Annotated in this window: 24 protein-coding genes; 8 read left to right on the forward strand and 16 right to left on the reverse strand. The window is 60.8% G+C overall.

What is annotated here, in order from left to right:
• Window positions 1–77: 77 nt before the first annotated feature.
• Window positions 78–1592: a polyphosphate:AMP phosphotransferase gene (gene pap / locus E4T63_RS19855; RefSeq protein WP_047598735.1), complete on the reverse strand. Its 1515-nt coding sequence runs from the start codon at window positions 1590–1592 to the stop codon at window positions 78–80.
• 341 nt (window positions 1593–1933) lie between these two features.
• Between pap and mnmC the strand changes: the two genes are divergently transcribed.
• From mnmC to E4T63_RS19880, 5 genes are all read left to right on the forward strand, one after another.
• Window positions 1934–3913, forward strand: a complete 1980-nt coding sequence (gene mnmC, locus E4T63_RS19860) for a bifunctional tRNA (5-methylaminomethyl-2-thiouridine)(34)-methyltransferase MnmD/FAD-dependent 5-carboxymethylaminomethyl-2-thiouridine(34) oxidoreductase MnmC (RefSeq protein ID WP_135296319.1) — start codon at window positions 1934–1936, stop codon at window positions 3911–3913.
• A gap of 149 nt (window positions 3914–4062) precedes the next feature.
• Entirely contained in the window at window positions 4063–5835 is a 1773-nt protein-coding gene (locus tag E4T63_RS19865; protein WP_095137247.1) for an N-acetylglutaminylglutamine amidotransferase, read from the forward strand.
• A gap of 3 nt (window positions 5836–5838) precedes the next feature.
• The gene (gene ngg, locus E4T63_RS19870; protein ID WP_135296320.1) at window positions 5839–7587 is read left to right on the forward strand and encodes an N-acetylglutaminylglutamine synthetase; all 1749 of its coding nucleotides are present in this window, start codon (window positions 5839–5841) and stop codon (window positions 7585–7587) included.
• Between the two features lie 164 nt (window positions 7588–7751).
• A complete protein-coding gene (locus E4T63_RS19875) occupies window positions 7752–8942 on the forward strand; it encodes an osmoprotectant NAGGN system M42 family peptidase (RefSeq protein WP_027612398.1) in 1191 nt (396 codons plus the stop codon).
• A 170-nt stretch (window positions 8943–9112) separates the two neighbouring features.
• Window positions 9113–9340: a YheU family protein gene (locus E4T63_RS19880; RefSeq protein ID WP_003192759.1), complete on the forward strand. Its 228-nt coding sequence runs from the start codon at window positions 9113–9115 to the stop codon at window positions 9338–9340.
• Here E4T63_RS19880 and csrA read toward each other — a convergent pair.
• The 3 genes from csrA to E4T63_RS19895 form a co-directional block, all read right to left on the reverse strand.
• Complete coding sequence (gene csrA, locus E4T63_RS19885; protein WP_027612397.1) at window positions 9337–9522, reverse strand: carbon storage regulator CsrA; 186 nt, start codon at window positions 9520–9522, stop codon at window positions 9337–9339. The two genes, E4T63_RS19880 and csrA, sit on opposite strands and share 4 nt — an antisense overlap.
• A gap of 146 nt (window positions 9523–9668) precedes the next feature.
• The gene (locus tag E4T63_RS19890; protein WP_135296321.1) at window positions 9669–10001 is read right to left on the reverse strand and encodes a YnfA family protein; all 333 of its coding nucleotides are present in this window, start codon (window positions 9999–10001) and stop codon (window positions 9669–9671) included.
• 63 nt (window positions 10002–10064) lie between these two features.
• Window positions 10065–10880 carry an SDR family oxidoreductase gene (locus tag E4T63_RS19895; RefSeq protein ID WP_007965649.1) on the reverse strand — a complete coding sequence of 272 codons (816 nt, stop codon included), beginning with the start codon at window positions 10878–10880 and terminating at the stop codon, window positions 10065–10067.
• A 323-nt stretch (window positions 10881–11203) separates the two neighbouring features.
• On the opposite strand from E4T63_RS19895, the gene E4T63_RS19900 reads away from it, so the two are divergent.
• On the forward strand, window positions 11204–11362 hold the full coding sequence (locus E4T63_RS19900) for a DUF3309 family protein (RefSeq protein ID WP_169432680.1): 159 nt from the start codon (window positions 11204–11206) through the stop codon (window positions 11360–11362).
• A gap of 57 nt (window positions 11363–11419) precedes the next feature.
• On the opposite strand, the gene E4T63_RS19905 is transcribed toward E4T63_RS19900, so the two are convergent.
• The 10 genes from E4T63_RS19905 to E4T63_RS19950 all read right to left on the reverse strand — a co-directional run bounded on the left by E4T63_RS19905 (window position 11420) and on the right by E4T63_RS19950 (window position 20863).
• On the reverse strand, window positions 11420–13513 hold the full coding sequence (locus E4T63_RS19905; RefSeq protein WP_098964992.1) for an LTA synthase family protein: 2094 nt from the start codon (window positions 13511–13513) through the stop codon (window positions 11420–11422).
• 312 nt (window positions 13514–13825) lie between these two features.
• Window positions 13826–14431 carry an START domain-containing protein gene (locus tag E4T63_RS19910; protein ID WP_135296322.1) on the reverse strand — a complete coding sequence of 202 codons (606 nt, stop codon included), beginning with the start codon at window positions 14429–14431 and terminating at the stop codon, window positions 13826–13828.
• A 41-nt stretch (window positions 14432–14472) separates the two neighbouring features.
• Window positions 14473–14727, reverse strand: coding sequence for a YkgJ family cysteine cluster protein (locus tag E4T63_RS19915; RefSeq protein ID WP_041069283.1), 255 nt, complete (start codon window positions 14725–14727; stop codon window positions 14473–14475).
• A gap of 165 nt (window positions 14728–14892) precedes the next feature.
• Entirely contained in the window at window positions 14893–15387 is a 495-nt protein-coding gene (locus tag E4T63_RS19920) for a translation initiation factor 2 (protein WP_098964993.1), read from the reverse strand.
• A gap of 78 nt (window positions 15388–15465) precedes the next feature.
• Window positions 15466–16905 (reverse strand): PLP-dependent aminotransferase family protein, encoded by a 1440-nt coding sequence (locus tag E4T63_RS19925; RefSeq protein ID WP_003226969.1) that lies wholly within the window; start codon window positions 16903–16905, stop codon window positions 15466–15468.
• 201 nt (window positions 16906–17106) lie between these two features.
• Window positions 17107–17919 carry an OmpA family protein gene (locus tag E4T63_RS19930; RefSeq protein WP_127648898.1) on the reverse strand — a complete coding sequence of 271 codons (813 nt, stop codon included), beginning with the start codon at window positions 17917–17919 and terminating at the stop codon, window positions 17107–17109.
• Window positions 17916–18272: a DUF4398 domain-containing protein gene (locus E4T63_RS19935; protein WP_047598756.1), complete on the reverse strand. Its 357-nt coding sequence runs from the start codon at window positions 18270–18272 to the stop codon at window positions 17916–17918. The genes E4T63_RS19930 and E4T63_RS19935 overlap by 4 nt, the downstream gene beginning before the upstream one ends.
• A gap of 9 nt (window positions 18273–18281) precedes the next feature.
• Entirely contained in the window at window positions 18282–19103 is an 822-nt protein-coding gene (locus tag E4T63_RS19940) for a substrate-binding periplasmic protein (protein ID WP_098964995.1), read from the reverse strand.
• Between the two features lie 80 nt (window positions 19104–19183).
• Window positions 19184–20113 carry an electron transfer flavoprotein subunit alpha/FixB family protein gene (locus E4T63_RS19945; RefSeq protein WP_007961977.1) on the reverse strand — a complete coding sequence of 310 codons (930 nt, stop codon included), beginning with the start codon at window positions 20111–20113 and terminating at the stop codon, window positions 19184–19186.
• Complete coding sequence (locus tag E4T63_RS19950) at window positions 20114–20863, reverse strand: electron transfer flavoprotein subunit beta/FixA family protein (RefSeq protein WP_007908338.1); 750 nt, start codon at window positions 20861–20863, stop codon at window positions 20114–20116. It lies immediately after the preceding gene.
• Between the two features lie 525 nt (window positions 20864–21388).
• Between E4T63_RS19950 and E4T63_RS19955 the strand changes: the two genes are divergently transcribed.
• Window positions 21389–23053 (forward strand): electron transfer flavoprotein-ubiquinone oxidoreductase, encoded by a 1665-nt coding sequence (locus E4T63_RS19955; RefSeq protein ID WP_003226984.1) that lies wholly within the window; start codon window positions 21389–21391, stop codon window positions 23051–23053.
• A 183-nt stretch (window positions 23054–23236) separates the two neighbouring features.
• Here the strand turns inward: E4T63_RS19955 and E4T63_RS19965 are convergent, their stop codons facing one another.
• Window positions 23237–24127, reverse strand: a complete 891-nt coding sequence (locus E4T63_RS19965; RefSeq protein ID WP_007961974.1) for an AraC family transcriptional regulator — start codon at window positions 24125–24127, stop codon at window positions 23237–23239.
• A gap of 190 nt (window positions 24128–24317) precedes the next feature.
• On the opposite strand from E4T63_RS19965, the gene E4T63_RS19970 reads away from it, so the two are divergent.
• Window positions 24318–25370 (forward strand): NAD(P)-dependent alcohol dehydrogenase, encoded by a 1053-nt coding sequence (locus E4T63_RS19970; protein ID WP_135296323.1) that lies wholly within the window; start codon window positions 24318–24320, stop codon window positions 25368–25370.
• On the opposite strand, the gene E4T63_RS19975 is transcribed toward E4T63_RS19970, so the two are convergent.
• On the reverse strand, window positions 25367–26170 hold the full coding sequence (locus tag E4T63_RS19975) for an IclR family transcriptional regulator (protein ID WP_096794901.1): 804 nt from the start codon (window positions 26168–26170) through the stop codon (window positions 25367–25369). The two genes, E4T63_RS19970 and E4T63_RS19975, sit on opposite strands and share 4 nt — an antisense overlap.
• Window positions 26171–26208 lie beyond the last annotated feature (38 nt).

A 26208-nucleotide genomic window follows, 5' to 3' on the forward strand; every position in this document is an offset into this window, starting at 1 on the left:
GGAGAGTGGACCGAGCATAAATCCACCCTGCCGCCGACCGCGACAATCATTCACCTCGCGTATGCGGGTCCATCGGCTCAGTCCTTGTGTTTTTTCGCGCGTTTGTCGGACTTCGCGAATGCTTCCTCAAGCGCTCGGTTGATCGTGCGCAGGACCTTGACCCGGGCCCAGCGTTTGTCATTGGCCTCGACCAGCGTCCACGGCGAAATCTCGGTGCTGGTGCGGTCGACCATGTCGCCCACGGCGGCGCGGTAGGCGTCCCACTTGTCGCGGTTGCGCCAGTCGTCCTCAGTGATCTTGAAGCGCTTGAACGGAATCTGCTCGCGGGCCTGGAAGCGCTCCATCTGCGTGTCCTTGTCGATCGCCAGCCAGAACTTGACGACGATGACCCCGGCGTCGGCGATCTGCTCTTCGAAATCGTTGATCTCGCTGTAAGCCCGCAGCCAGTCGGCCGGGCTGCAGAAGCCCTCGACCCGCTCCACCAGCACCCGGCCATACCAGGAGCGGTCGAACACGGTGAACTTGCCCCGCGCCGGCAAATGCCGCCAGAAGCGCCACAGATACGGCTGCGCGCGCTCCTCTTCAGTGGGCGCGGCAATCGGCACGATGCTGTACTGACGCGGATCGAGCGCCGCCGCGACCCGACGAATCGCCCCGCCCTTGCCCGCCGCATCGTTGCCTTCGAACACCGCCACCAGTGCGTGGCGGCGCATGCGCTTGTCACGCATCAGCCCGGACAGCCGCGCCTGCTCGGTGATCAGTTGTTCTTCGTAGTCCTTCTTTTCCAGTCGCTGGTTCAGGTCGAGGCTGTCGAGCAAGTTGAGTTGATCGACCGCCGTGCCCAACGGGGCGGCGTTAACCTCTTCGGTATGCACCTCTGGACGCTTGAGCGCATTCTGCAGGCCTTCCAGCAGGATTTTGCCGACGGCAAGACTGCGATAATTGGCGTCCATGCCTTCGATGATGTGCCATGGCGCGTAGTCGCGGCTGGTGCGGCGCAACACGCGCTCGCCGTATTTGACGAACTTGTCGTAGGTCTGCGATTGCTGCCAGTCCAGCGGGCTGATGCGCCAGCTGTGCAGCGGGTCGTCGGCCAGCGCCTTGAGTCGCGCTTTCATCTGCTTCTTGGACAGGTGGAACCAGAACTTGAAGATCAGCGCGCCTTCATCGCAGAGCATTTTTTCCAGACGCTCGGCGGCGTTGATCGCCTGGTCCAGACGCGGATCCTTGAACAGACCGTGGACCCGGCCCTGAAGCATCTGGCTGTACCAGTTACCGAAGAACACGCCCATCCGTCCCTTGGCCGGGAGCATCCGCCAGTAACGCCACGCCGGTGGCCGCGCCAGCTCTTCATCGGTCTGCTGATCGAAAGTACGCACCTCGATCAGGCGCGGGTCCATCCACTCGTTGAGCAACTTGACGGTCTCGCCCTTGCCGGCGCCTTCGATGCCGTTGATCAAAATGATCACCGGAAAACGCTTCTGCTGCTGCAACTCGAACTGCGCTTCCAGCAGTGCTTCACGCAAGGCAGGTACAGCCGCGTCGTAAGTCTCTTTGTCGATGGCATGGCCGATTTCGGCGGATTCAAACATGGGGACGGCTCCTTCCAGGATTCAGCAAGACTAGCGGATTGGGCATGGGCGCGGCGGAGAAATTCCGCTCCTTTTGGCTTCAAGAAAAACTCTGTGGTGAGGGGATTTATCCCCGATGGGCAGCGCAGCGGCCCCAAAGCCATTCAACGCCAGATGCACGCTGGTAGCGGGATTGCGACTGCTACGCAGTCGATCGGGGATAAATCCCCTCGCCACAGGTTGCTCTGATCCGCGCCCAAATCGTTAATTGTCTTCGAGGCTGCACAGCCAGGCCTTGCCATGGATCAAGCACCCTGCGCCCGATCGGCTAGAATGGCCGCCTTGTCGTTGCCGAGCCTGCCATGAAACCTGTATTGCCCCACGCCCAACTCGACTGGGATGACCAGGGACGTCCGCGCTCGCGGGTGTTCGATGATGTGTATTTTTCCGACCAGTCGGGGCTGGATGAAACCCGTTACGTGTTCCTCGAACAGAACCGTCTGGCCGAGCGCTTTGCCGCGCTGCCGGCGCACGGGCGGCTGGTGATCGGCGAAACCGGCTTCGGCACCGGGCTGAATTTCCTTTGCGCCTGGCAGTTGTTCGAACAGCACGCGGTGGCCGGTGCGCGGCTGCATTTCGTCAGCGTCGAAAAATACCCGTTGAGCCCGGCCGATCTGCAACGGGCGCTGGCCTTGTGGCCGCAGCTCAAGCCGCTGGCCGATCAGTTGCTGACGCAGTACGTGGCGATCCATCAGGGCTTTCAGCGGATCATTCTCGGCAATGGCCGCGTGACGCTGACGCTGCTGATCGGCGATGCGCTGGAGCAACTGCCGCAACTCGATGCGCAGATTGATGCGTGGTTTCTCGACGGTTTCGCCCCGGCGAAAAACCCCGACATGTGGACCGCTGAACTGTTCGTCGAACTGGCTCGACTGGCCGCGCCGGGTTCGACCATCAGCACCTTCACCAGCACCGGTTGGGTGCGGCGTCTGCTCAACGCGGCCGGGTTCAAGATGAAACGCACGCCGGGCATCGGCCACAAGTGGGAGATCCTGCGCGGCGAGTTTCTCGGCTGGCCGCAGGACGTCGCGCCGCCGCTGCCGGACAAACCGTGGTTCGCCCGCCCTGCCCCGCTGACCGACGAGCGGCGCGCGCTGGTGATCGGCGCCGGGCTGGCCGGTTGTGCGACCGCTGCCAGCCTCGCCGCGCGCGGCTGGCACGTCAGTCTGCTGGAGCGTCACGAGGCCGTGGCGCAGGAGGCGTCGGGCAATCCGCAGGGCGTGCTGTATCTGAAGTTATCAGCCCACGGCACCGCGTTGTCGCAACTGATCGTCAGCGGCTTCGGCTACACCCGCCGCCTGCTGGAAACCCTGCAACGCGGCACCGACTGGGACGATTGCGGCGTGCTGCAATTGGCTTTCAACACCAAGGAAGCCGAGCGTCAGGCGCAACTGGCCGCGGCATTCCCGGAAGATCTGGTGCACTGGCTTGATCAGCCGCAAGCCGAAATTCAAGCCGGGATTGCTGTGGCGCACGGCGGCTTGTTCTACCCCGAAGGCGGCTGGGTGCATCCACCCGCGCTGTGCCAGGCGCAAGCCGCGCAAGCGAACATCGAACTGCTCAAGCATCACGAAGTGCTGGAACTGCGCAAGGTCGAAGGTCAGTGGCAAGCCCTCGACGGCGAGCGCGTGCTCGCCAGCGCGCCGGTGGTGATATTGGCCGGCGCGGCGGAGATCAAACGCTTTGCGCAAAGTGCCGAGTTGCCGCTCAAGCGCATTCGCGGGCAAATCACGCGCCTGCCGCAAACCGCTGAAAGCCAGGCGCTGCGCACCGTGGTCTGCGCCGAAGGTTATGTCGCCCCGGCACGTCTGGGTGAACACACGCTGGGTGCGAGTTTTGACTTCAACAGCGATGACCTGACACCGACCACCGCCGAACACCTGGGCAATCTGGCGATGCTCGAAGAGATCTCCGGCGATCTGGTGGCGCGCCTGCACATCAATCAACTGCCCCCGGAAACTCTGGAGGGACGCGCCGCATTCCGCTGCACCAGTCCCGACTATCTGCCGATCGTCGGCCCCCTCGCCGACCGCGAAGCCTTCACTCAGGCCTACGCCGCGTTGAGCAAGGACGCGCGACAAGTGCCGGACATCGCCTGCCCGTGGCTCGATGGCCTGTACGTCAACAGCGGCCACGGTTCACGCGGGCTGATCACCGCGCCGCTGTCGGGCGAACTGCTCGCGGCGTGGCTGGACAACGAGCCGCTGCCGCTGCCCCGAAGCGTCGCCGAGGCCTGCCATCCCAATCGTTTTGCACTGCGCACGTTGATTCGCGGCAAATGAAAAATCGCGACTGGCCGCTGGTCAGTCGCCCCCTCTTATAACTCATCGTTCTAAAACTCCCACATCTGCAGCGGGTCAGTTTCTGAGTACCGGCCATTTTGGCCTGACTTGAATCACCCCTCCCCAACGGAAAAACCGGTAAGGACTTTATGTGCGGATTAGCTGGCGAGTTACGTTTTGATCATCAACCTGCAGACCTTGCAGCGGTAGAGCGAATCACCCATCACCTAGCCCCTCGCGGCCCCGATGCGTGGGGCTTCCATGCCCAAGGGCCGATTGCCCTGGGCCATCGTCGCCTGAAAATCATGGACCTGTCGGACGGCTCGGCGCAGCCGATGATCGACAGCCAACTCGGTTTGTCCCTGGCCTTCAATGGCGCGATCTACAACTTCCCGGAACTGCGCGCCGAACTCGAAGCGCTGGGCTACGCCTTCTATTCCGGTGGCGACACCGAAGTGCTGCTCAAGGGCTACCACGCCTGGGGCGAAGCGCTGCTGCCGAAACTCAACGGCATGTTCGCGTTCGCCATCTGGGAGCGTGATGCCCAGCGCCTGTTCATCGCTCGCGACCGTCTCGGCGTGAAGCCTTTGTACCTGTCGCGCACCGGCCAGCGTTTGCGCTTTGCCTCGGCCCTGCCGGCGCTGCTCAAGGGCGGCGACATCAACCCGATCCTCGATCCGGTGGCGCTCAACCACTATCTGAATTTCCACGCGGTGGTGCCCGCTCCACGCACCTTGCTCGCGGGCATCGAAAAGCTGCCGCCAGCGACCTGGATGCGCGTCGAAGCCGATGGCCGCACCGAGCAGAAAACCTGGTGGACCCTGCCCTACGGCCCACATGACGACGAGAAAAACCTGACCCTCGAAGACTGGCGCGACCGCGTGCTCGACAGCACCCGCGAGGCCGTGGCAATCCGTCAACGCGCAGCGGTGGATGTCGGCGTGCTGCTTTCCGGCGGTGTCGATTCGAGCATGCTCGTCGGCCTGCTGCGAGAAGTCGGGGTGGAGAACCTGTCGACCTTTTCCATCGGTTTTCAGGATGCCGGCGGCGAGCGTGGCGATGAGTTCCAGTATTCCGATCTGATCGCCAAGCACTACGGCACTCAACATCATCAATTGCGCATCGACGAAAAAGAGATCATCGAGCAACTGCCCGCTGCGTTCCGTGCGATGAGCGAGCCGATGGTCAGCCACGACTGCATCGCCTTCTACCTGTTGTCGCGCGAAGTGGCCAAGCATTGCAAAGTGGTGCAGAGCGGCCAGGGCGCGGATGAGCTGTTCGCCGGTTATCACTGGTATCCGCAAGTCGACGGCGCAGCGGATCCGTATGCAGCCTATCGCGCGGCGTTTTTCGACCGCAGCTACGAAGACTACGCGGCCACCGTACAGCCGAAATGGCTGACCGCGAATGACGCGGCCGGCGACTTCGTGAAGGAGCATTTCGCTCAACCCGGAGCTGATGCGGCAGTGGATAAAGCCCTACGTCTGGACAGCACGGTGATGCTGGTGGACGACCCGGTCAAACGCGTCGACAACATGACCATGGCCTGGGGCCTGGAAGCGCGCACGCCGTTTCTCGACTATCGACTGGTGGAACTCTCGGCGCGGATTCCCGGCCAGTTCAAGCTGCCGGACGGCGGCAAACAGGTGCTCAAAGAAGCTGCACGTCTGGTGATTCCAAGCGAAGTGATCGACCGCAAGAAAGGCTATTTCCCGGTGCCGGGCCTCAAGCACTTGCAAGGCGACACCCTGAACTGGGTGCGTGAACTGCTGCTGGATCCGAGCCAGGATCGTGGCCTGTTCAACCCGGCCATGCTCGACAAATTGCTGACTGACCCGCAGGGCCAACTGACGCCGTTGCGCGGCTCGAAACTGTGGCAACTGGCGGCTCTGAACCTGTGGCTCAGTGAACAAGGAATCTGATTGATGAAACCTCACGCCACAGCGATCAATCAGCGCCTGTTACGCGGTCAGACACCGTCGTATGAACGCTTGCAGGCGCGTCTGGCCGAAGACGGCAGCGAACTCGGCGCCGACCCCATCGCCGTACATTGCGGTTGGGGTCGGCTGCTGATCGGCCACACTTTCCCTGACCCGGCGACGCTGGCGCAGGAACTGCTCAACGAGCAGCCCGGCGAACGCGATATCGCCCTTTATGTCGCCGCACCGCAGCAGATTCTCGGGCTGGAACCGACGCAACTGTTTCTCGACCCATCCGATACTCTGCGCCTGTGGTTCAGCGATTACCGCCAGGCCACCCGCGTGTTTCGCGGCTTCCGCATTCGCCGCGCGCAAAGCGAAGCGGACTGGCAAGCGATCAATCTGCTGTATCAGGCACGCGGCATGTTGCCGATCGATGCCACGCGCCTGACCCCGCATCATCAGGGCGGCCCGGTGTACTGGCTGGCCGAAGATGAAGACAGTGGCGCGGTAATCGGCAGCGTCATGGGCCTCAATCACCAGAAAGCCTTCAACGATCCGGAACATGGCAGCAGCCTGTGGTGCCTGGCGGTGGATCCGCAGTGCTCGCGGCCCGGTGTCGGTGAAGTGCTGGTGCGGCATTTGATCGAGCACTTCATGAGTCGCGGCCTGAGTTATCTGGATCTGTCGGTGCTGCATGACAACCGTCAGGCCAAAAATCTTTACGCCAAGCTCGGTTTTCGCAACCTCTCGACCTTCGCCATCAAGCGCAAGAACGGCATCAATCAGACGCTGTTCCTCGGGCCCGGGCCGGAAGCCAACTTCAACCCTTATGCGCGGATCATCGTCGAGGAAGCGCACCGGCGCGGCATCGACGTGCAGGTGGACGATGCCGAAGCCGGGCTGTTCACCCTCAGCCATGGCGGGCGCCGGGTACGTTGCCGCGAATCGTTGAGCGACCTGACCAGCGCGATCAGCATGAGTCTGTGTCAGGACAAAAGCCTGACCCACAAAGTGTTGAAAGGCGCCGGCCTGAAGCTGCCTTCGCAGCAACTGGCGGGCAACGCCGACGACAACCTGGCGTTTCTTGACGAGCATCAGCGTGTGGTGGTCAAGCCGCTCGACGGTGAACAAGGCCAGGGCGTGGCGGTGGATCTACAGAGCATCGAAGAGGTGCAGCAGGCCATCGAAGCCGCCAAGCGTTTCGACAGCCGCGTACTGCTGGAAAGCTTCCACGAAGGCCTCGACCTGCGGATTCTGGTGATCGGTTTTGAAGTGGTGGCCGCAGCAATTCGCCGTCCCGCGGAAGTGGTCGGTGACGGCCATCATTCGATCGGTGCATTGATCGAGGCGCAGAGCCGCCGTCGGCAAGCCGCTACCAGTGGCGAGAGCAAGATCCCGCTGGATCACGAAACCCAGCGCACCCTGCACGCGGCCGGGTATGACTACAGCAGCATCCTGCCGGCGGGCGAGCACCTGTTCGTGCGTCGCACGGCCAATCTGCACACCGGTGGCACGCTGGAGGATGTCACGGCAATTCTGCACCCGACCCTGGTCGATGCCGCCGTCCGTGCGGCGCGAGCGCTGGACATTCCGATGGTCGGCCTCGACCTGATGGTGCCGGCGGCGGATCAACCGGAGTACGTGTTTATCGAAGCCAATGAACGCGCCGGCCTGGCCAATCACGAGCCGCAGCCGACGGCAGAGCGATTTGTCGATCTGTTGTTTCCGCACAGTCAGCCGGCTGTTTCTTGATTCCGAGGTGTCAGGACTGACGCCTTCGCGAGCAAGCCCGCTCCCACAGGTTCAACGCATTCCAAATGTGGGAGCGGGCTTGCTCGCGAAGGGGCCGGATCAGGCACTACAAATCTTTCCCCTCATCGAAACCATCGATGCGCCTCAACTCATCAGGAGTTTCCATGACCACTCAAATCCCCGAACCGGATCTGAACTACCTGCAAAAAGTCCTGCTGGAAATGCTCGCCATTCCCAGCCCTACCGGGTTCACCGACACCATCGTGCGCTACGTCGCCGAGCGTCTGGAAGAACTTGGCATCCCTTTCGAAATGACCCGTCGCGGCACCATTCGCGCCACCCTCAAGGGCAAGAAAAACAGCCCCGACCGCGCCGTCTCCGCGCACCTCGACACCATCGGCGCCGCAGTGCGTGCAGTGAAAGACAACGGTCGTCTGACCCTGGCCCCGGTCGGTTGCTGGTCGAGCCGCTTTGCCGAGGGCAGCAGGGTCAGCCTGTTCACCGACAACGGCGTGATTCGTGGCAGCGTGCTGCCGCTGATGGCCTCCGGGCACGCGTTCAACACCGCGGTGGACGAGATGCCGATCAGTTGGGATCACGTCGAACTGCGTCTGGATGCCTACTGCGCGACCAAGGCCGATTGCGACTCGCTGGGCATCAGCGTCGGCGACGTGGTGGCGTTCGACCCGCTGCCGGAGTTCACCGACAGCGGTCACATCAGCGCCCGTCACCTCGACGACAAGGCCGGGGTTGCGGCATTGCTCGCTGCGCTCAAAGCCATCGTCGAGAGCGGTCAGGAGTTGATGATCGACTGTCACCCACTGTTCACCATCACTGAAGAAACCGGTAGCGGTGCGGCGGCGGCATTGCCATGGGACGTCAGCGAATTCGTCGGTATCGACATCGCGCCGGTCGCGCCCGGCCAGCACTCCAGCGAACACGCGGTGAGCGTGGCGATGCAGGACTCCGGTGGCCCTTACGACTATCACCTGTCGCGGCATTTGCTGCGTCTGGCCGGTGAAAACGAACTGCCGGTACGGCGCGACCTGTTCCGCTATTACTTCAGCGACGCGCATTCGGCGGTGACTGCCGGGCACGATATCCGCACCGCCCTGCTCGCCTTTGGCTGCGACGCGACCCATGGTTATGAACGTACGCACATCGACAGTCTGGCGGCGCTCAGTCGTTTGCTCGGGGCGTACATTTTGAGTCCGCCGGTATTTGCCAGCGATGCGGCGCCGGCCAATGCTTCGCTGGATCGCTTCAGTCACCAGATCGAACATGAGACACAGATGGAGAGCGATACGCGAGTGCCGTCGGTGGACAGTCTGGTGGGGCAGCGCTCCGACAGTTGAATCCTTGTTATCTGAACTATGGCTATCGCGAGCAGGCTCACTCCTACAGTTGGAATGCATTTCCTTGTAGGAGTGAGCCTGCTCGCGATGAGGCCGGTACAAACCACACAAAACTGGCAGCCAGCCACCAATCGCCGTAGCATCCCGTCATTGATTTAGCCGAGGTGCCCATGCTGATTCCCTACGACGCTCTTGAAGTCGACACCCTCACCCGCCTGATCGAGGACTTCGTCACCCGCGACGGCACCGACAACGGTGATGACACACCGCTGGAAACCCGCGTGCTGCGCGTGCGCCAGGCGCTGACCAAAGGCCAGGCGCTGATTGTTTTCGACCCGGAAAGCGAGCAATGCCAGTTGATGCTCAAACACGACGTGCCCAAGCACCTGTTCGACTAGCGGACCTTTTCGGTGACCTGTTTGCGCTGGATCCGCTGATAGACTTCAGAACGGTGCACATTGACCTTCTGCGGCGCCTCGACACCAAAGCGCACGCTGGAACCGTTGACTGACAGTACGCGCACGGAAATGTCGTCACCGATGGAAATCAACTCGCCCACAACACGGCTGAGTACAAGCATGGAGTTCGTCCTTCAGGGTTAGCCAGCCCTGAAGATGCGCGGTGGGCACGCGCTCCACAATGGGTCGCGAGCAATTCAGTCTTGCCCTACACCCACAGGCGCTGCGCCCGTCAGACGTTTCCTGCAAATCGCTAAACAGCCTCGCCTCACGCAGCGGAAAAGCGCGGACCGAACAGAATCACGCTCGCGCCGATCACGCACAGCGCCACGCCGATCCAGTCCGAACTCAAAGGGCGAACGCGCTCGACCACCGCCAGCCAGCCGATCGACGCGACGATGTAGATTCCGCCATACGCGGCATAGGCGCGCCCGGCGTAAGCCGCTTCGACGCGGGTCAATAACAGGGCGAACAGGGTCAGGCTGAGCAGCGCCGGGATCACCCACAAGGCACTTTTGCCCTGACGCAGCCACATGAAAAAGGCGAAACAACCGGCGATTTCAAACAGCGCCGCGAGGAAGAACCACAGGTAATTGAGCATTGATGCGTCTCGACAGGGTGACCATTGCGGCCACCCTAACGACGCAACATCCTCGGGGCAAGTTCAGCCGTTGGTTTGTCTGGCCTTGGCGCGCATTTTATCGGCCATGGTGGTCATTTCGTTGTAGATCAGTTGCGGGTTCTTCTGTTTGATCGCCCAGGCCATGCGCCCCTGCTCGTGCGGCAGGATCATGAATTCGCCGGCAGCCACTTGCTGGTAGATATAGTCTGCAATGTCGGCAGCCGTGATCGGCGAACTTTCCAGCAACTTGCCGACTTGGGCTTTCATGGCCGGGGTCGGGCCACGGAACGAGTCGAGCAAGTTGGTCTGGAAGAACGACGGGCAGACCACATGCACGCTGACTTCCTGCTGCGCCAGTTCGATCAGCAAACTTTCCGACAGCGCCACTACACCGGCCTTGGCCACGTTGTAGTTGCTCATCGCCGGGCCTTGCATCAGTGCAGCCATCGAAGCGATGTTGATGATCTTGCCTTTGCTCTGTTCGAGCAGCGGCAGGAACGCCTTGCAGCCCTTGACCACCCCCATCAGGTTGATCGCGATCTGCCAGTCCCAATCCTCCAGCGACAGTTCGCTGAAGAATCCGCCGGACGCCACACCGGCGTTGTTGACGATGACATCGATACCGCCGAGCTTCACCTCGCAAGCCTGGGCAAACGCGGTGAGCTGGCTGTAGTCACGCACATCGCAACGTTGGGTGAAACCGTCACCACCGGCCTCGCGCACCAGCTTCAGGGTTTCCTGCAGGCCAGCTTCGCTGACGTCGGACAAGGCCAGCTGCCAGCCTTCACGCGCCCAGCGCAGCGCGATTTCGCGACCCAAACCTGAGCCCGCACCCGTGATCATCATGCGATTTTGCATAGCAGACAGCCTTGTTGTTCCGTAGGAGATGCACGGAGTGTAGCGAAGGAACACTGGCCACCCACGCTCCATCAGATTGCTGAATACAGGATCAAAAGATCGCAGCCTGCGGCAGCGCCTACATGAATTCCCTGTAGGAGCTGCCGAAGGCTGCGATCTTTTGATCTCGCGCTTTAAAGGAAATAAACGAGTAATCCAAATACATTAAAAAAACATTGAATTTTCTTTCATCCGCACCGGTCGGAATTTGTAAGCCGTCTGGAATTAGTTAGCCTCCAGTCGCCCTTGAACACCAAGTCTTCTCGAACGCTATAAACAAGGAAATCGACATGGGCACAATTCTTATCATTATCCTGATCCTGTTGCTGATCGGTGGTCTGCCGGTCTTCCCGCACTCCAGAAGTTGGGGTTATGGTCCTTCGGGCATTATCGGCGTGGTGTTGGTGGTGCTGTTGGTCTTGCTGTTACTTGGCAGGATATAAAACCCCAAGACAAAAAAAAGAGGCCCTCAGGGGCCTCTTTTTTATGCAGCGGTTTTATCAGTCCGGCTTGCCGTTGATCACACCGGCGGTGTTGTCCATCAGGCTCTTGGTCGCCGTTTGCAAGAACGCTTCCAGCTTGAGCTTCAGTTCGGCGGTACGCGGTGCGTCCGGAATGATCTCGGCAGAAGGGTTCGCGCCCAGTTGGTACTGGTAGATTTTCGGCGCCATTTCCTTCTCTTTCGGCAGCACCAGGATCTGGTCGGCGGTGACGATGGCAGTGGTCTGCTCGCTACCCGACGGCTTGATCACACCGAAACCGGTGTCGCCGGCCGGCAGGTTGAGCAGGTCGCGGCCCCAGCACTGGTGACGCACTTCGCCACCCAGACGGCCCATGATGGTCGGCACGATGTCGATCTGCGTACCCACGGTGTGGTCACGGGTGCCGAATTTTTCCTGAATGCCCGGGGCGATCATCAGCATCGGCACGTTGAAGCGGCCCAGGTCCATTTCGGTGATCTGGCGTTCGTTGCCGAAACCGTGGTCACCGACGATGACGAACAGGGTTTCCTTGAAGTACGGCTCTTTACGCGCCTTCTCGAAGAACTGACCCAGTGCCCAGTCGGCGTAACGCATGGCAGTCAGGTGTTCGTTGAGGCTGCCACGATCAGTCACGCGCTCGACCGGCAATGGCGTCGGCAAGGCGTACGGCGTGTGGTTGGACAGGGTTTGCAGCAGCGCGTAGAACGGCTTGCCGTTTTCCCGTGCCTTCAGCTCCTGCAGACCACGGTCGAACATGTCCTGGTCGGACACGCCCCAGGTCGGATCGGAGAACACCGGATTGACGAAGTCGTTACGACCCACGAAGTTGGTCATGCCCTGGTTGCTGAAGAAGCCCGACTGGTTGTCCCAGGCGAAGTCGCCGTTGTAGACATACACGTCGTCATACTTGCGCGCGCTGAGCAGCTGCGGCAGACCGGACAGCTTGTGGCTGCCTTCCGGGGTCTGCATCAGGTATTCGAAACCTGGCAGGTTCGGGAAGCACGCCATGGTCGCAAACATGCCCTGGTGGGTATGGGTGCCGTTGGAGAAGAAGCGGTCGAACAGCAGGCCTTCCTTCGACAGTTTGTCGAGGTAAGGTGTGATGTTGCCCGGTGCGCCCAGGGCGCCGACCGAGTGACCGGCCATGCTTTCCATCAGGATCACGACAACGTTCTTGATCGGCAGGGTCTTGTCGGCCGGCGGCGTGTAGTCACGACGCACGGCAGCGATGTCGGCATCGACCAGTTTGTCGTCCGGCATCACCAGCATCTCGCGCACCACTTTCTGCGCCTGTTCCTGCGGCAGCGTGGCTTTCCAGATGTTGTTGCGATCCTCGCCCATGCGGTCCTTGGCGGCGGCGATCAGCGACAGCGTGCCGTTGAGACCCAACTGGTTGGCGAAGTTCGATTCGGTGGTGTACACGTCCCCCCAACGCAGCGGCGGGCCCTGACGCAGGGTGCCACGTGCGGCTACGACGCAGATCAGCAGGCAGACCACGAACACTGCCAGGCGGGTGTACCACGGCGCCACCTGACGGGTGCCGACGTTGCCACCGCTGAACGGGCCGCGTGGACGGGTCGCACGGTCGGCGCCCTTGAAGGCCAGGGTCAGGATCACGGTGCCGATGACCCACGCCAGCAGGTAACGCACTACCGGGAAACCGTACCAGAGCATGCTCATCACGGTTTTCGGGTCTTCCTTCACGTACTGGAACACCAGGCCGTTGAGGCGCTGGTGGAACTCGCGGTAGAAATCCATTTCCATCAGGCCGAGGAACAGCGCGATGCTCGACGCCACGGTCAGCCACAGACGGAAGAAGCCACGCGCAGCCATCGCCCGCGCACTGAACAGTGCCAGCAGCAGCGGAACGCAGACGTAGACCACCAGGCGCAGGTCGAAACGCAGGCCGTTGGCGAAGGCTTCGAGGAAGGTCGAAGCCGGGGTATCGAGGATCATCTCGCGGTTGTAGACCAGCAGCGCGAGGCGCAGCACGGAAAACATCACCATCATGACCAGGGCACACAGCAGCGTGTAGGCCAGATGCGATTTGACGGTCGGTTGCAGCAGGCGAGTGGAAGATCGCTGCTGATTCAGGGCGTCCGGGTTTGCCATGTCGTTTTAGGACCCATTGGAAGTTGAAGTTGCAAAATACAGCGGCGCCATGCCCTCTTTTGGCCATTCCAGGCCCCGGGGCGTGCGCGGTGCGCAAATGTTGCACGATCAACGGCAGCATTGCCATTGATTACTGCCCCATTGCCCGACTCTTTCATACAAGCATTCGGACGGGGGACAAACCGAGTTGCGCGGGCGAATTGTCTGGAACACTTTGTGAAAATTTCGTCCAACGCATATCTGGAAACACAATATAACGACAAAACAAAACGCCCCGATTCGGTCGGGGCGTTTTGCTGTCAGCGCGAAGAATTACTTCTCGGCGCGTTCTTTCAGGGACTTCAGCGTATTGAACGGCGCATCGACCACGAACTTGTTGGCGATCACGCTCGGCACGCTGCCGCCGGGCTCAGTGTGCACCTGATAGGTCACTTCGACTTGATCACCTTTGGGTACGAACTTCCAGAACCCTTTGACCTGAGCGACACGGACAAAGCCTTTCTCTTCGGGAAGGTACTTCGGCACGCCTTCGAGGTTGCGGGTCAGGCTGCCATCGGCGCCCTCAACGGTGGTGATGTGCAACACCGAATCACGTGGGGTCACTGGCCACGGCGTATTGAACTGGGTATAGGTCCAGCTCTGATCGCCCTCGTGCTTGAGCAGTTTCTGGGTTTTGCATTCGTGAATCCAGGCGCAGGCTCCGGCCACGTCTTCCTGCAAGGCACGCAGTTTGGCAACGGTGGTCTTCATCAGGGCAACCCCCTGATAGGACTTGTAATCGGAACCCGGCACTTCGGCCAGCGAGACCTTGATCCCGTCCTGTTCCTTGGCGACCTTCCAGTCTTCGGCCTGAGCCATCGAAGTAGCCAGCACAGCGGTCAAACCACACAACACAGCGATACGATGCAGCGAACCCATAGTCTTATTCCTTATTGTTGAAGTTCCGTTCGTTTGACACATCACGCCGCCGTCATCTGCTCCCACCAGCCGATCAGTTTGATCGCTTCCTCGGAGCTGCTGCCACAGACTTCGACATCGGCGGCAAATCCTGAACAGACCGCCGGACGCTCCGGCTGACCGAAAATGCTGCACAGGTTTTCGACCGAGAGTTGCACGCAACGTTCGCCGGCAGGTTTGCCGTTGGGCATGCCCGGAATGGCAGAGCTGATGGAAGGGGCAATGCAGCAAGCGCCACAGCCTTCACGGCATTTCATGACGAGCAAGTCCTCGTGACGGGCAATGTGTTAAAGAGACACGGACAGAGTAACCGCTAAAACGGTTGTTTCAAATTCCCTGGACCGGGGTTTTTACCGATAACTGAATGTGACTGACCAGTCTCCGACAAAGCGTCTGGTTCGCGGGTCACGGCTCGATTGAATTTATTGCTTGAACTCGAAATCCAGCGCAGCGCCTTCAATATCGCGGCGCTCTTCGTTGCGCAGTTGCAACTGCATTTCGTTGCTGAGCAGGCGGCCGTTGAGCTGGAAGCCGCTGTTCTTCTCGCCGAACATCTGCGGCAGGATCGCCTCGTGTTTGGGCATCGACACAGTACCGGCAGGTTTGAGTTGCTGAACCATGTCTTTGGGCAGGCTCAGATCCAGTTTGGCCGGCGGCAGTCTGGTTTTAGCCACCTCACTGGCCGATTTCGACTTGGAAGCGACCGGGGGACGCTTCTTCACCGGGGCGGCTTTCTTCTGTGAGGCTTTCTTAGCCGGTGCTTTTTTATCCGCAACGGCTTTTTTGCTCGCGGCCGATTTGCTTGCCGGAGTGGACGTTGCGGGCTTTTCCTGAACGGCAGCTGCCATGACACCGGGCGCATGGCCCATCGTCAACACACCAAGCAAAATCCAGACAGCAGGCAAAATCGCTTTCATGAGCCCCACAACACTAACGGCAGAGGGCCATATGCTCGCCTGTTGAGTGTCACAAGACAAGCACGGTGCGCCACTCGTTCAGAAACCGCCTGCGGTTTCCTGACACAGTTGAGTCGCCAGCAAACCGAGGGTCATCAGCGCCCTTTCCGCCTCGCGATTCCACGGCGTGCCGCAGTTCAGGCGGATGCAGTGGTTGAACTGCTCGGTATTACTGAAGATCAGCCCCGGCGCAATACTGATGCCCTGCTGCAAGGCGCGGACGTGCAATTCCTGGGTATTGACCCTGCCCGGCAGACTCACCCAGAGGATGAAACCGCCCGTGGGCCGGGTCATTTGCGTGCCTTCGGGGAAGTACTGCTGCACCGCCAGCTGAAATGCGCTGAGGTTTTTTCGGTATTCCTGGCGGATGTACCGTAAATGCCGGTCATAACCGCCATTTTCCAGATAAGCGGCAATCGCCATTTGCGTGACGCTGCACGCCGAATGCGTGGTGAAGGTCTGCAGACGCTGGATTTCCTGCTGATACTTGCCGGCGATCATCCAGCCGACCCGCACGCCCGGCGACAAGGTCTTGGAAAAACTCGAGCAGTAAATCACCCGGTCCAGCCGATCGTAGGCCTTGAGGGCTTTGGTGCGGCCCTGTTCGAACATCAACTCGCCATAGATGTCGTCTTCGACGATCTGGATATCGAAGTCCGAGGCCAGACGCAGCAATTGTTTCTGCCGTTCTTCCGGCATGGTGCCACCCAGCGGATTGCTCAGCCGGGTGGTCAGCACCAGCGCCTTGATTGACCATTGGTTCGCCGCCAGTTGCAAGGCTTCCAGGCTCATGCCGGTGGCCGGGTCGCTGGGAATCTCGATCACTTTCAGGCCCAGCAGGTCGGCCAGTTGCAGCAGGCCGTAATAGGTTGGCGATTCGGCGGCGATCAGATCACCCGGACGGGTCAGCACCCGCAGCGACATCTGCAAAGCATCGACGCAACCGTGGGTGATCACCACTTCCGACGGATCGACGACGACCCCGGCATCGCGCATGCGGATCGCCACTTGCCGACGCAGCGGTTCGAAACCCGGGCTGAACATGTAACTGAACGCGCGCGGACTATGGAAACGGGTGACCTTGGCCAGTTGTTGATGCAGCGCGCGCACCGGGAGGTAATCGACACTCGGCACCGCAGCGCCCAACGGGAACACCCCTTCGCGCCGCGATTCGACCAACACTTGCTGAATGATGCTGGCGCGGGTGACCAGGCCTGGCCGCTCGACCCGGGCGATGTCCGGGGTCGGCGCCGTCAGTGCCGGGGTCTGGTGCACGTAGTAACCGGACTGCGGCCGTGCACGGATCAGGCCCTGATCTTCGAGGTTGGCGTAAGCCTGCAACACCGTTGCATGGCTGACATTGAGCTGCGAACTCATCTTGCGCACCGACGGCACGCGTTCTCCGGGCTGATAGACACCGCGCCGGATGTCTTCCGCCAGCTGTTGAGCAATACGTTGGTAGAGCAAGAGGTTGGTCATGACGCAGCACTCGATTTCACGGGCATTTTATTCTTGTGTGAAACAATACCGGAACAGTTTAGAAGTGTACTGGGACAGTTGCCACCATAGTCGACCGTACAGTGCAGTGTCAGCTACAACTGTACGGATTTGCGCGCTATTCGACAGACGTAAAAAAGCCCGGCGCTGCATGACAGGCCGGGCTTTCCAGAGACGCAGCCCTCAGCGGGCGGCGCCGAGCTGGCCTTTTTCGTCGGAAAACACAATTTCCACCCGACGGTTCTGTGCCCGCCCGCGCTCGGAAGCGTTGGCGTCCACCGGGTACTCGTCGCCGTAACCTTCGACCTGAATGCGCTTGTCCTCAATTCCGAGGTCCATCAACACATCGGCCACCGCTTGCGCGCGATCACGCGACAGCTTGAGGTTTTCCTGTTTGCCACCGGTGCTGTCGGTGTAGCCCTCGATACGCACCACGCGTTTCGGGTTGAGCTGCAGGAACTGCACGATCTTCAACACCACGCGATTGGCCGAGTTCTTCAGCTCCGCCTCGCCAGTATCGAACAGCACGTCACCGAGGGTCATCACCAGACCGCGATCGGTTTGCGTGGTGGCCAGCGCGACGATCTGCTCTTCGAGCCACTTGCCCTGCTGCTGCACGCTCAGCAGTTTGGACTCGCGCAGGGCCAGTTGCAGGCGTTGACGCTCCAGCTCAAGCTTCGCCGCACGCTCTTCGTTGAGCACCAGATTGGTGTGTTCGCGGGCGATTTCGCTGTAACGCTGACTCAGGTAGGCGTAATGCGCGACATCCCAGCCGCTGCCCCAATAGGTCGACAGGCGATCGGCACGGGCCAGCGATTCACCGGCGCGGATCACGTCCTTGGGCGCGATACGCAGCACATTGGAATCTTCCTTGACCTTCTGGAAGTCGCTGCTGGCCTGCTGCAAGGCGGCTTCGCTGTGTTGACCGGCGCAACCGTAGAGGCTTGCACAACCGGCCAGAATCAACCCGCCGAGGGCTTTGGACTTGAGGCTCATTGGGCATCTCCCAGTTGCTTGCGCAGACGGATGATGCGGGTGTTGAGCACGTTCAGTTGCTCTTCGCTCTTTTGCGTCAACACCTTGGCTTCTGCCAGACGTGCGTCCAGCTCGGCCTGTTCGGCGCGCATGCGGGCGTTCTTGAAAGACTCGTCGGTCATGTTGCCCTTGGCCCGGTTGAACTTGTCTTCGGCCAGTTTCATTTCCGGCAGTTCATCGGCGGTCGCACCGACAGCTTTGGCCTGGGTGATGGCCTGCTCGGTCAAACGCATTTGCTCATTGGGCGCAGGATCGTTGGCGCAGCCGGCCAGGGCCAGAACGGCCATGGCCGCGAAAAGAGGTCGAATACTCACTAAGAATCCCTACTGTTTTGGGGCACTGACAGGTGGCTGCGGCTGTTGCTGCTGAGCCTTCCAGCGCTCGATGTTGCGTTGCAGCGCGGCTTCGGTCAGTCCGGACGCGGGCAATTCTGTCATCTTTTTAGCGAGCTGTCCGCGCAACCACGGATCGTTGCAGGCCGAGTTGTGCGAAACCGCGAGGAACAGTCCCGGTCGGTCGATCGGTTGCTCGAACGCCAGCAGATCATTAGCCATGCCCAATGCCTGCGCGGCGGCCATGCCCGAGTAGCGACCGGCGAGTACATATTCCACCTCACCCAGCAGAAGTTTCTGAAAGGCCTGGGTGATGTTTGCCGTCCGGGTCAGGGTCAGATTCTGCTCGGCAAAAGTGCCGAATGCCTGGGTCATTCGAGACTTTTCCGACAGCCCGCCGGTGTGCCCGTGCAGGTCCCTGGCTTCGCTGTAGACCAGCGTCGAGCCTTTGCGCGTCCACACCAGATAGTCGTTTTCCAGCAACGGCGGATAGATGTAGTCGAGGTTTTCCAGCTCGTTGAACATCAGAGGCGTGTCGGCCAGCATGTCCATGCGCCCGCTGCGTACTTCATCAAGGGCCTGCGCGCGTTTGCCGGCGTAGAGCAGCTCGACCTTGATCCCCAGATCCTTGGCCACTTGCTGCAACAGGTCGGCACTGGCACCGATCAAGTGCTTGGGATTCTGCGGGTCCTGCCACAGGTACGGCGGCGCATCCGGGCTGCCGGTGACGACAAGGCGCTCGCATTTGCCGGCGGCCGCAGCCATCCCCGGTAACAGGATCAATCCCAATAACAACCCGCGGCGCAGATCCATGGCAAAACACTCCCACGCAAATTCGAGACAAAAAAAAGCCCGACCATAAGGCCGGGCTCTTTATAAGTGAAGCTGCCGGATTAGACCAGCTTCTCCAGCTCAGGTACCGCTTCGAACAGATCCGCCACCAGACCGTAATCGGCCACCTGGAAGATCGGCGCTTCTTCGTCCTTGTTGATCGCAACGATCACTTTGGAGTCTTTCATGCCGGCCAAGTGCTGGATCGCGCCGGAGATACCGACGGCGATGTACAGCTGTGGCGCAACGATCTTGCCGGTCTGACCGACCTGCATGTCGTTCGGGACGAAACCTGCGTCGACTGCGGCGCGCGAAGCACCGACGGCGGCGCCCAGCTTGTCGGCCAGAGCGTACAGGTGTTTGAAGTTGTCACCGTTCTGCATGCCGCGGCCGCCGGAAACGACGATCTTGGCAGCGGTCAGCTCTGGACGATCGGACTTGGCCAGTTCTTCGCTGACGAAGCTGGAAGTGCCGGCGTCGTGCGCAGCAGCAACCGCTTCAACAGCCGCCGAACCACCTTCAGCGGCAACCGGGTCGAAACCGGTGGCACGCACGGTGATCACTTTGATCGCAGCGGTCGATTGCACGGTAGCGATAGCGTTACCGGCGTAGATCGGACGCTTGAAAGTATCGGCGCTTTCTACCGAGATGATCTCGGAGATCTGGTCAACGTCCAGCGCAGCAGCAACGCGCGGCAGGATGTTTTTGCCGTTGGACGTGGCGGCAGCCAGGATGTGGCTGTAGCCCTTACCCAGCTCTGCAACCAGCGGCGCAACGTTTTCCGGCAACTGATGCGCGTAAGCGGCATTGTCAGCGTTCAGGACTTTGCTTACGCCAGCGATTTTCGCAGCGGCTTCAGCCACAGCGCCAGCGCCCTGGCCTGCAACCAGCACGTGAATGTCGCCGCCGATTTTGGCAGCAGCAGCCACGGTGTTCAGAGTGGCCGGGGCCAGCACTTTGTTGTCGTGTTCAGCAATAACCAAGATAGTCATTTAGATTACCTTCGCTTCGTTTTTCAGTTTCTCGACCAGTTCAGCCACCGACTTGACCTTGATGCCCGCGCTGCGTGCAGCCGGCGCTTCGACTTTCAGGGTCTTGTTGGTGGAGGCGGTGGAAACGCCCAAAGCGTCCGGAGTCAGCACTTCGAGAGGCTTCTTCTTGGCTTTCATGATGTTTGGCAGAGACGCGTAGCGCGGCTCGTTCAAACGCAGGTCGGTGGTGACGATCGCTGGCAGTTTCAGCGAAACGGTCTGCGCGCCGCCGTCGATTTCGCGGGTCACGGCAACGCTGTCGCCAGAGACTTCGACTTTCGAGGCGAAAGTGCCCTGACCGTAGCCGCTCAGTGCAGCGAGCATCTGGCCGGTCTGGTTGTTGTCGCTGTCGATCGCCTGTTTGCCCAGGATCACCAGCTGAGGCTGTTCCTTGTCGACCACAGCCTTGAGCAGCTTGGCCACGGCCAGCGAAGTCAGGTCTTCAGCGGATTCGACGAGGATGGCGCGGTCGGCACCCAGAGCCAGTGCGGTACGCAGCTGTTCCTGAGCGGTGGTCGGGCCGATGGAGACGACGACGATCTCAGTCGCAACACCTTTCTCTTTCAGGCGTACGGCTTCTTCCACTGCGATTTCGCAGAACGGGTTCATCGACATCTTGACGTTGGCGAGGTCTACGCCGGAATTGTCCGCCTTGACGCGGACCTTGACGTTGTAATCCACAACGCGTTTGACAGCTACAAGAACCTTCATGGATTCCTCGTTACTCTCCGGTGAAAAGAAAGTCGCCTAGGCGAACCTGGCGGATGATGCTCATCGGGCACAAGGGCACCTCTAAAAACGCCGGCTGGGGGCGATGACCGTTCGTCAGTGGTGACCAACAAGTCATTGAATCGCACGGTGTGTAAACTGCGCGCCGGACTTGCGCTGCGCATCACCTTGTACTGCCTGTGCCCTGTCTTTAGAGGTGCTCTTGAAACCGCCAGTCTGCCTACGGCGAGCGCAAAACCGCCCGTATCTTGACCGGAACGCCTATTCCGGTCAATACGGCAAAATGGCCGTTCATAAGCCGCGCTTCTTTGATTTCTCTGGGCTGGAGCCGATTCAAACAAACGTTTGTATTGGACGCTCGGAGTGGTGTAGATATAATGCGCCGCCTAGAGAGAAAGGTGGTTTGCCCATTATTACCCTTGACGTTAACGTAAAGGCAATAACGGATACGACACCGAACCTCCAAATTAGAAAAAAAACTGTTGAGCCTTGAGTAGGAGATAGCCTGTGGAACGCGAATACATGGAATTCGACGTGGTCATCGTCGGTGCCGGCCCCGCTGGCCTGTCCGCCGCCTGCCGTCTGAAGCAGAAGGCCGCCGAAGCCGGTAAGGAAATCAGCGTCTGCGTGGTCGAAAAAGGCTCCGAAGTCGGCGCACACATCCTTTCCGGTGCCGTGTTCGAACCACGCGCTCTGAACGAACTGTTCCCGGACTGGAAAGAACTCGGCGCCCCGCTGAACACGCCGGTCACCCGCGATGACATTTTCGTGCTGAAAAACGCCGAAAGCGCGCAGAAAATTCCTGACTTCTTTGTGCCCAAGACCATGCACAACGAAGGCAACTACATTATTTCCCTCGGCAACCTGTGCCGCTGGCTGGCCCAGCAGGCCGAGAACCTCGGCGTGGAAATCTACCCGGGCTTCGCCGCTCAGGAAGCGCTGATCGACGAAAACGGCATCGTGCGCGGGATCATCACCGGTGATCTGGGCGTCGACCGCGAAGGCAACCCGAAAGAAGGCCTGTACACCCCGGGCATGGAACTGCGTGGCAAGTACACGCTGTTCGCCGAGGGCTGCCGTGGCCACATCGGCAAGCAACTGATCAAGCGTTACAACCTCGACAGCGATGCCGACGCCCAGCACTACGGCATCGGCCTGAAGGAAATCTGGGAAATCGACCCGGCCAAACACCAGCCAGGTCTGGTGGTGCACACCGCCGGTTGGCCGCTGGACATCATGGGCACCGAAAACACCGGCGGCTCGTTCCTCTATCACCTGGAAAACAACCAGGTAGTGGTCGGTCTGATCGTTGATCTGTCTTACAGCAACACTTACCTGTCGCCGTTCGACGAGTTCCAGCGCCTCAAGCATCACCCGGTGCTGGCCCAGTACCTGGAAGGCGGCAAGCGCGTCAGCTACGGCGCCCGTGCGATCTGCAAAGGTGGCCTGAACTCGCTGCCGAAAATGGTCTTCAAGGGCGGCGCGCTGATCGGCTGCGACCTCGGCACCCTGAACTTCGCCAAGATCAAGGGCAGCCACACCGCGATGAAGTCCGGCATGCTCGCCGCTGAGTCGGTGGCCGACGCGCTGTTCGCCGAGAAGGATGGCACTGAAGAGCTGACCTCCTACGTCGACGCGTTCAAGAAGAGCTGGCTCTACGATGAATTGTTCGCCAGCCGCAACTTCGGCCCGGCGATCCACAAGTTCGGCGCGATCGTCGGCGGTGGTTTCAACTGGCTGGACCAGAACATCTTCGGCGGCAAACTGCCGTTCACCCTGCACGACACCAAGCCGGACTACGCTTGCCTGAAACTGGCGGCCGACTGCAAGAAGATCGACTATCCGAAGCCGGACGGCAAACTCAGCTTCGACAAACTGAGCTCGGTGTTCATCTCCGGTACCAACCACGAAGAAGAACAGCCGTGCCACCTGAAGCTGACCGACCCGAGCATCCCGATCAGCAAGAACCTGCCGCTGTACGACGAACCGGCGCAGCGCTACTGCCCGGCCGGCGTCTACGAAGTGATCACCAAGGAAGACGGCGAAAAACGCTTCCAGATCAACGCCCAGAACTGCGTGCACTGCAAGACCTGTGACATCAAGGACCCTTCGCAGAACATCACCTGGGTCACGCCGGAAGGCGCTGGCGGCCCGACTTACCCGAACATGTAAGCCGTATCGCTGAACAACGAGGCTCCCGAAATGGGGGCCTTTTTGTTGCCCAGTTTTTTTCCACAGCGCATGACTCATGTGGGAGCGGGCTTGCTCGCGAAGGCTGCGTGTCAGGCAACCTATCCGTCAACTGACACACCGCATTCGCGAGCAAGCCCGCTCCCACAGGGAATCATCGTCGAATCAGGCTACGCGTTCGTCGCCAGGGCTACGCTCGAAGTAGCGCTTGTACTCGCGACTGAACTGCGACGTACTCTGATAGCCCACCCGATGCGCCACCTGCGCCACGCCCAGCCCTTCGGCGACCAGCAAGGTCTGCGCCTTTAGCAGGCGTAAACGCTTCAGATACTGCACCGGCGACAACAGCGTGCTGCGCTTGAAGTGCTCGTGGAAGGACGACACGCTCATGTTCGCGCAACTGGCCAGAGTCTCGACGTTCAGCGGCTCGGTGTAATGCGCATGCAGATGACTGATTGACGCCGCCACCCGGGCGAACTGTCCCTGCTGTTCGACCAGCGCGCGCAACACATCGGCCTGTGGCCCGCGCAGCGCGGTGAACAGCAATTCACGCACCCGCGCCGGCCCGAGAATCTGCCGCTCCAGCGGATCGTGCAGGCAGCGTAACAAGCGTTCGACGCAGCCACGCATGTCATCGTCGAGCACCACCGAGGTCATCGACTCCGGCGTTTGCGCCGGGATATGCCGCCCGGGCGCCAGCCCCATGGCCAGCACCAGCTCGCCGAGCAGCACCCGGTCGATGGCCACCGACACCCCCAGCAACGGCGCATCCGGCAAGGCAAAGGTTTCGCACTCGAACGGCACCGGCAGCGCCTGAATCAGGTAATGCCCGGCGCCATATTCCATGGTGCGCGGGCCGAGGAACGCCAGTTTGCTGCCCTGGGCGATGATCATCAGGCTCGGCTCATAAATGTGCGGGCCACGCGCCACGTCGCAACTGGCGCGCAACACCTGCACGCCGGGCAGCCCGGTCTGGCTGTAACCATCGCAAAGCGCCAGCGGCTCGATCAGCGAAACCAGCGTGGCATTGGCATCAAGGTGACGGGTCAACTGCATCGGAGGGGTCTTCAAAAAAGTCACGGAAAAAGGCATGCAAGCATCATCGCAGATCCTTTTGCCAATGCGCTTGCCCAGACCTGCATGCCGGAGGATTAGGCATGAGACCCGGAGGAATCGTCATGGCCGCAGCGGCAGACGGCGCCCAAAATGCGCCACCTCACCTGTCACTGCTTCTGCGAGGTTTCTCATGTACACCGCTATCGGTTATGCCGCCCAATCGGCCACCACTCCCCTCGCCCCGATGAAATTCGAACGCCGCAGCCCACGCGCTGACGACGTGGCGATCGAGATCCTGTATTGCGGCGTCTGCCACTCCGACATCCACCAGGCGCGCAACGAATGGGGCATCGCGGTTTATCCGTTGATGCCCGGCCACGAGATCGTCGGCAAAGTCACCGCCGTTGGTGCGAACGTCACTCAACATAAAGTCGGCGATCTGGTCGGTGTCGGCTGCATGGTCGACTCCTGCCGCACCTGCGCTGCCTGCCAGCAGAACCTCGAGCAATACTGCCTCGAAGGCCCGACCATGACCTACGCCACCCCGGACCGGGTCGATGGCAGCAACACCATGGGCGGCTATTCGGACAGCATCGTGGTCAGCGAGCACTTCGTCGTGCGCATCCCGGAGAAACTCGACCTGGCCAGCGCCGCGCCGATCCTCTGCGCCGGCATCACCACCTATTCGCCGCTCAAGCACTACGGGGTCAAGGCCGGCGACAAGGTCGGAATTCTCGGCATGGGCGGCCTCGGCCACATGGGCATCAAGTTCGCCAAGGCGATGGGCGCGGAAGTCACGCTGTTCACCCGTTCGGCGAGCAAGGCCGAGGAAGGTCGTCGTCAGGGCGCCGATCATGTGATCGTCTCCACCGATGCCGAGCAGATGGCCGCCGCCGCAGGCCGTTTCGATTTCCTGCTGGACACCATTCCGGTGCAGCATGATCTCAACCCGTACCTGCAAACCCTGCGTTTTGATGGCGTGCACATTCTGGTCGGCCTGATCGAACCGATCGATCCGCCCGTGCACGCCGCCAACCTGGTGCTGGGGCGCCGCGTACTGGCCGGTTCGTTGATCGGCGGCATCGCTGAAACCCAGGAAGTGCTGGATTTCTGCGCCGAGCACGACATCACCTGCGACATTGAAATGCTCGACATCCGCCAGATCAACGAGGCTTACGCGCGGATGATCGCCGGTGACGTGAAGTACCGCTTCGTGATCGACATGGCGACGCTGAAGCTTTAAACCTTCAGACCGAGTTCTGCCGAGAGCCGGGCTGTGACCCCTTTGATCAGGGGAATCAGCTCGGCCATTTTTTCCAGCGGCATGTACGGCACGGTGCTGGCGATGCTGATCGCCGCCACAATGCGCTTGCTCGCATCGCGAATCGGCGCCGCCACGCAGCGGATCGACGGTTCGTTGTCTTCCAGATCGAAAGCGTAGCCGCCGGCCACGTACTCGGTCATGCGTTGTTCTAGCTGTTCCCACGATTGCTGCGGATGCTGCGGCCAGAACTGACTTTTCCCACCCGCCGGCAGGCTGATGTCGTACAGCCGCTGCCAATCCTGCGGTGCATCGTCGAGCATCAAGGCCTTGCCGATCCCGGTGCGTGCCAACGGCATGCGATGGCCGACCCGCGAGCGCATTTCCGGGCCGTTACGCCCCGGATTCTTCAGCAGATACAAGACCTCGTCGCCCTCACGAATGCCCAGGTGCACGGTGTCGCCGGTCAGCGCCGACAACTCGTCCAGATACGGCCCGGCCAGACTCACCAGCGGCAACTCTTCGCGCGCCTGAAACCCCAGCTCGATCAGCTTCGGCCCCAGCAGATAGCCGATTTGTGGCACCACGCGCAGGTAGCGCTCGTCGACCAGGCAACTGGCCAGACGATGGGTGGTGCTGCGCGTGGTGCCGATCAGCCGGGCGATCTCTTTCAAATCGCGGGCGCCACTGGCCACCGCCTGCACCACACCCAGTCCGCGAAGCAGGGTCTGGGTGCCGGTGGGCGCGGCGTCCTTGGTTTTTTCCGGGGCGTCTTCCTGCATATCCAGCCTTTACCGTTGAGCGAGGGAACGGGCGGCAT

Source organism: Pseudomonas fluorescens, from assembly GCF_004683905.1.
Lineage (GTDB): Bacteria > Pseudomonadota > Gammaproteobacteria > Pseudomonadales > Pseudomonadaceae > Aquipseudomonas > Aquipseudomonas putida_A.

Bases quoted from the DNA above. Each gene is read 5' to 3' on its own strand.
- E4T63_RS19910 (WP_135296322.1), bottom strand. From the start codon at position 14,431: ATGGGTTCGCTGCATCGTATCGCTGTGTTGTGTGGTTTGACCGCTGTG.
- E4T63_RS19865 (WP_095137247.1), top strand. From the start codon at position 4,063: ATGTGCGGATTAGCTGGCGAGTTACGTTTTGATCATCAACCTGCAGAC.
- E4T63_RS19945 (WP_007961977.1), bottom strand. From the start codon at position 20,113: ATGACTATCTTGGTTATTGCTGAACACGACAACAAAGTGCTGGCCCCG.
- E4T63_RS19925 (WP_003226969.1), bottom strand. From the start codon at position 16,905: ATGACCAACCTCTTGCTCTACCAACGTATTGCTCAACAGCTGGCGGAA.
- E4T63_RS19880 (WP_003192759.1), top strand. From the start codon at position 9,113: ATGCTGATTCCCTACGACGCTCTTGAAGTCGACACCCTCACCCGCCTG.
- E4T63_RS19950 (WP_007908338.1), bottom strand. From the start codon at position 20,863: ATGAAGGTTCTTGTAGCTGTCAAACGCGTTGTGGATTACAACGTCAAG.
- E4T63_RS19875 (WP_027612398.1), top strand. From the start codon at position 7,752: ATGACCACTCAAATCCCCGAACCGGATCTGAACTACCTGCAAAAAGTC.
- E4T63_RS19920 (WP_098964993.1), bottom strand. From the start codon at position 15,387: ATGAAAGCGATTTTGCCTGCTGTCTGGATTTTGCTTGGTGTGTTGACG.
- E4T63_RS19970 (WP_135296323.1), top strand. From the start codon at position 24,318: ATGTACACCGCTATCGGTTATGCCGCCCAATCGGCCACCACTCCCCTC.
- pap (WP_047598735.1), bottom strand. From the start codon at position 1,592: ATGTTTGAATCCGCCGAAATCGGCCATGCCATCGACAAAGAGACTTAC.
- ngg (WP_135296320.1), top strand. From the start codon at position 5,839: ATGAAACCTCACGCCACAGCGATCAATCAGCGCCTGTTACGCGGTCAG.
- E4T63_RS19905 (WP_098964992.1), bottom strand. From the start codon at position 13,513: ATGGCAAACCCGGACGCCCTGAATCAGCAGCGATCTTCCACTCGCCTG.
- E4T63_RS19890 (WP_135296321.1), bottom strand. From the start codon at position 10,001: ATGCTCAATTACCTGTGGTTCTTCCTCGCGGCGCTGTTTGAAATCGCC.
- E4T63_RS19975 (WP_096794901.1), bottom strand. From the start codon at position 26,170: ATGCAGGAAGACGCCCCGGAAAAAACCAAGGACGCCGCGCCCACCGGC.
- E4T63_RS19895 (WP_007965649.1), bottom strand. From the start codon at position 10,880: ATGCAAAATCGCATGATGATCACGGGTGCGGGCTCAGGTTTGGGTCGC.
- E4T63_RS19930 (WP_127648898.1), bottom strand. From the start codon at position 17,919: ATGAGCCTCAAGTCCAAAGCCCTCGGCGGGTTGATTCTGGCCGGTTGT.
- E4T63_RS19915 (WP_041069283.1), bottom strand. From the start codon at position 14,727: ATGAAATGCCGTGAAGGCTGTGGCGCTTGCTGCATTGCCCCTTCCATC.
- E4T63_RS19965 (WP_007961974.1), bottom strand. From the start codon at position 24,127: ATGCAGTTGACCCGTCACCTTGATGCCAATGCCACGCTGGTTTCGCTG.
- E4T63_RS19940 (WP_098964995.1), bottom strand. From the start codon at position 19,103: ATGGATCTGCGCCGCGGGTTGTTATTGGGATTGATCCTGTTACCGGGG.
- mnmC (WP_135296319.1), top strand. From the start codon at position 1,934: ATGAAACCTGTATTGCCCCACGCCCAACTCGACTGGGATGACCAGGGA.
- csrA (WP_027612397.1), bottom strand. From the start codon at position 9,522: ATGCTTGTACTCAGCCGTGTTGTGGGCGAGTTGATTTCCATCGGTGAC.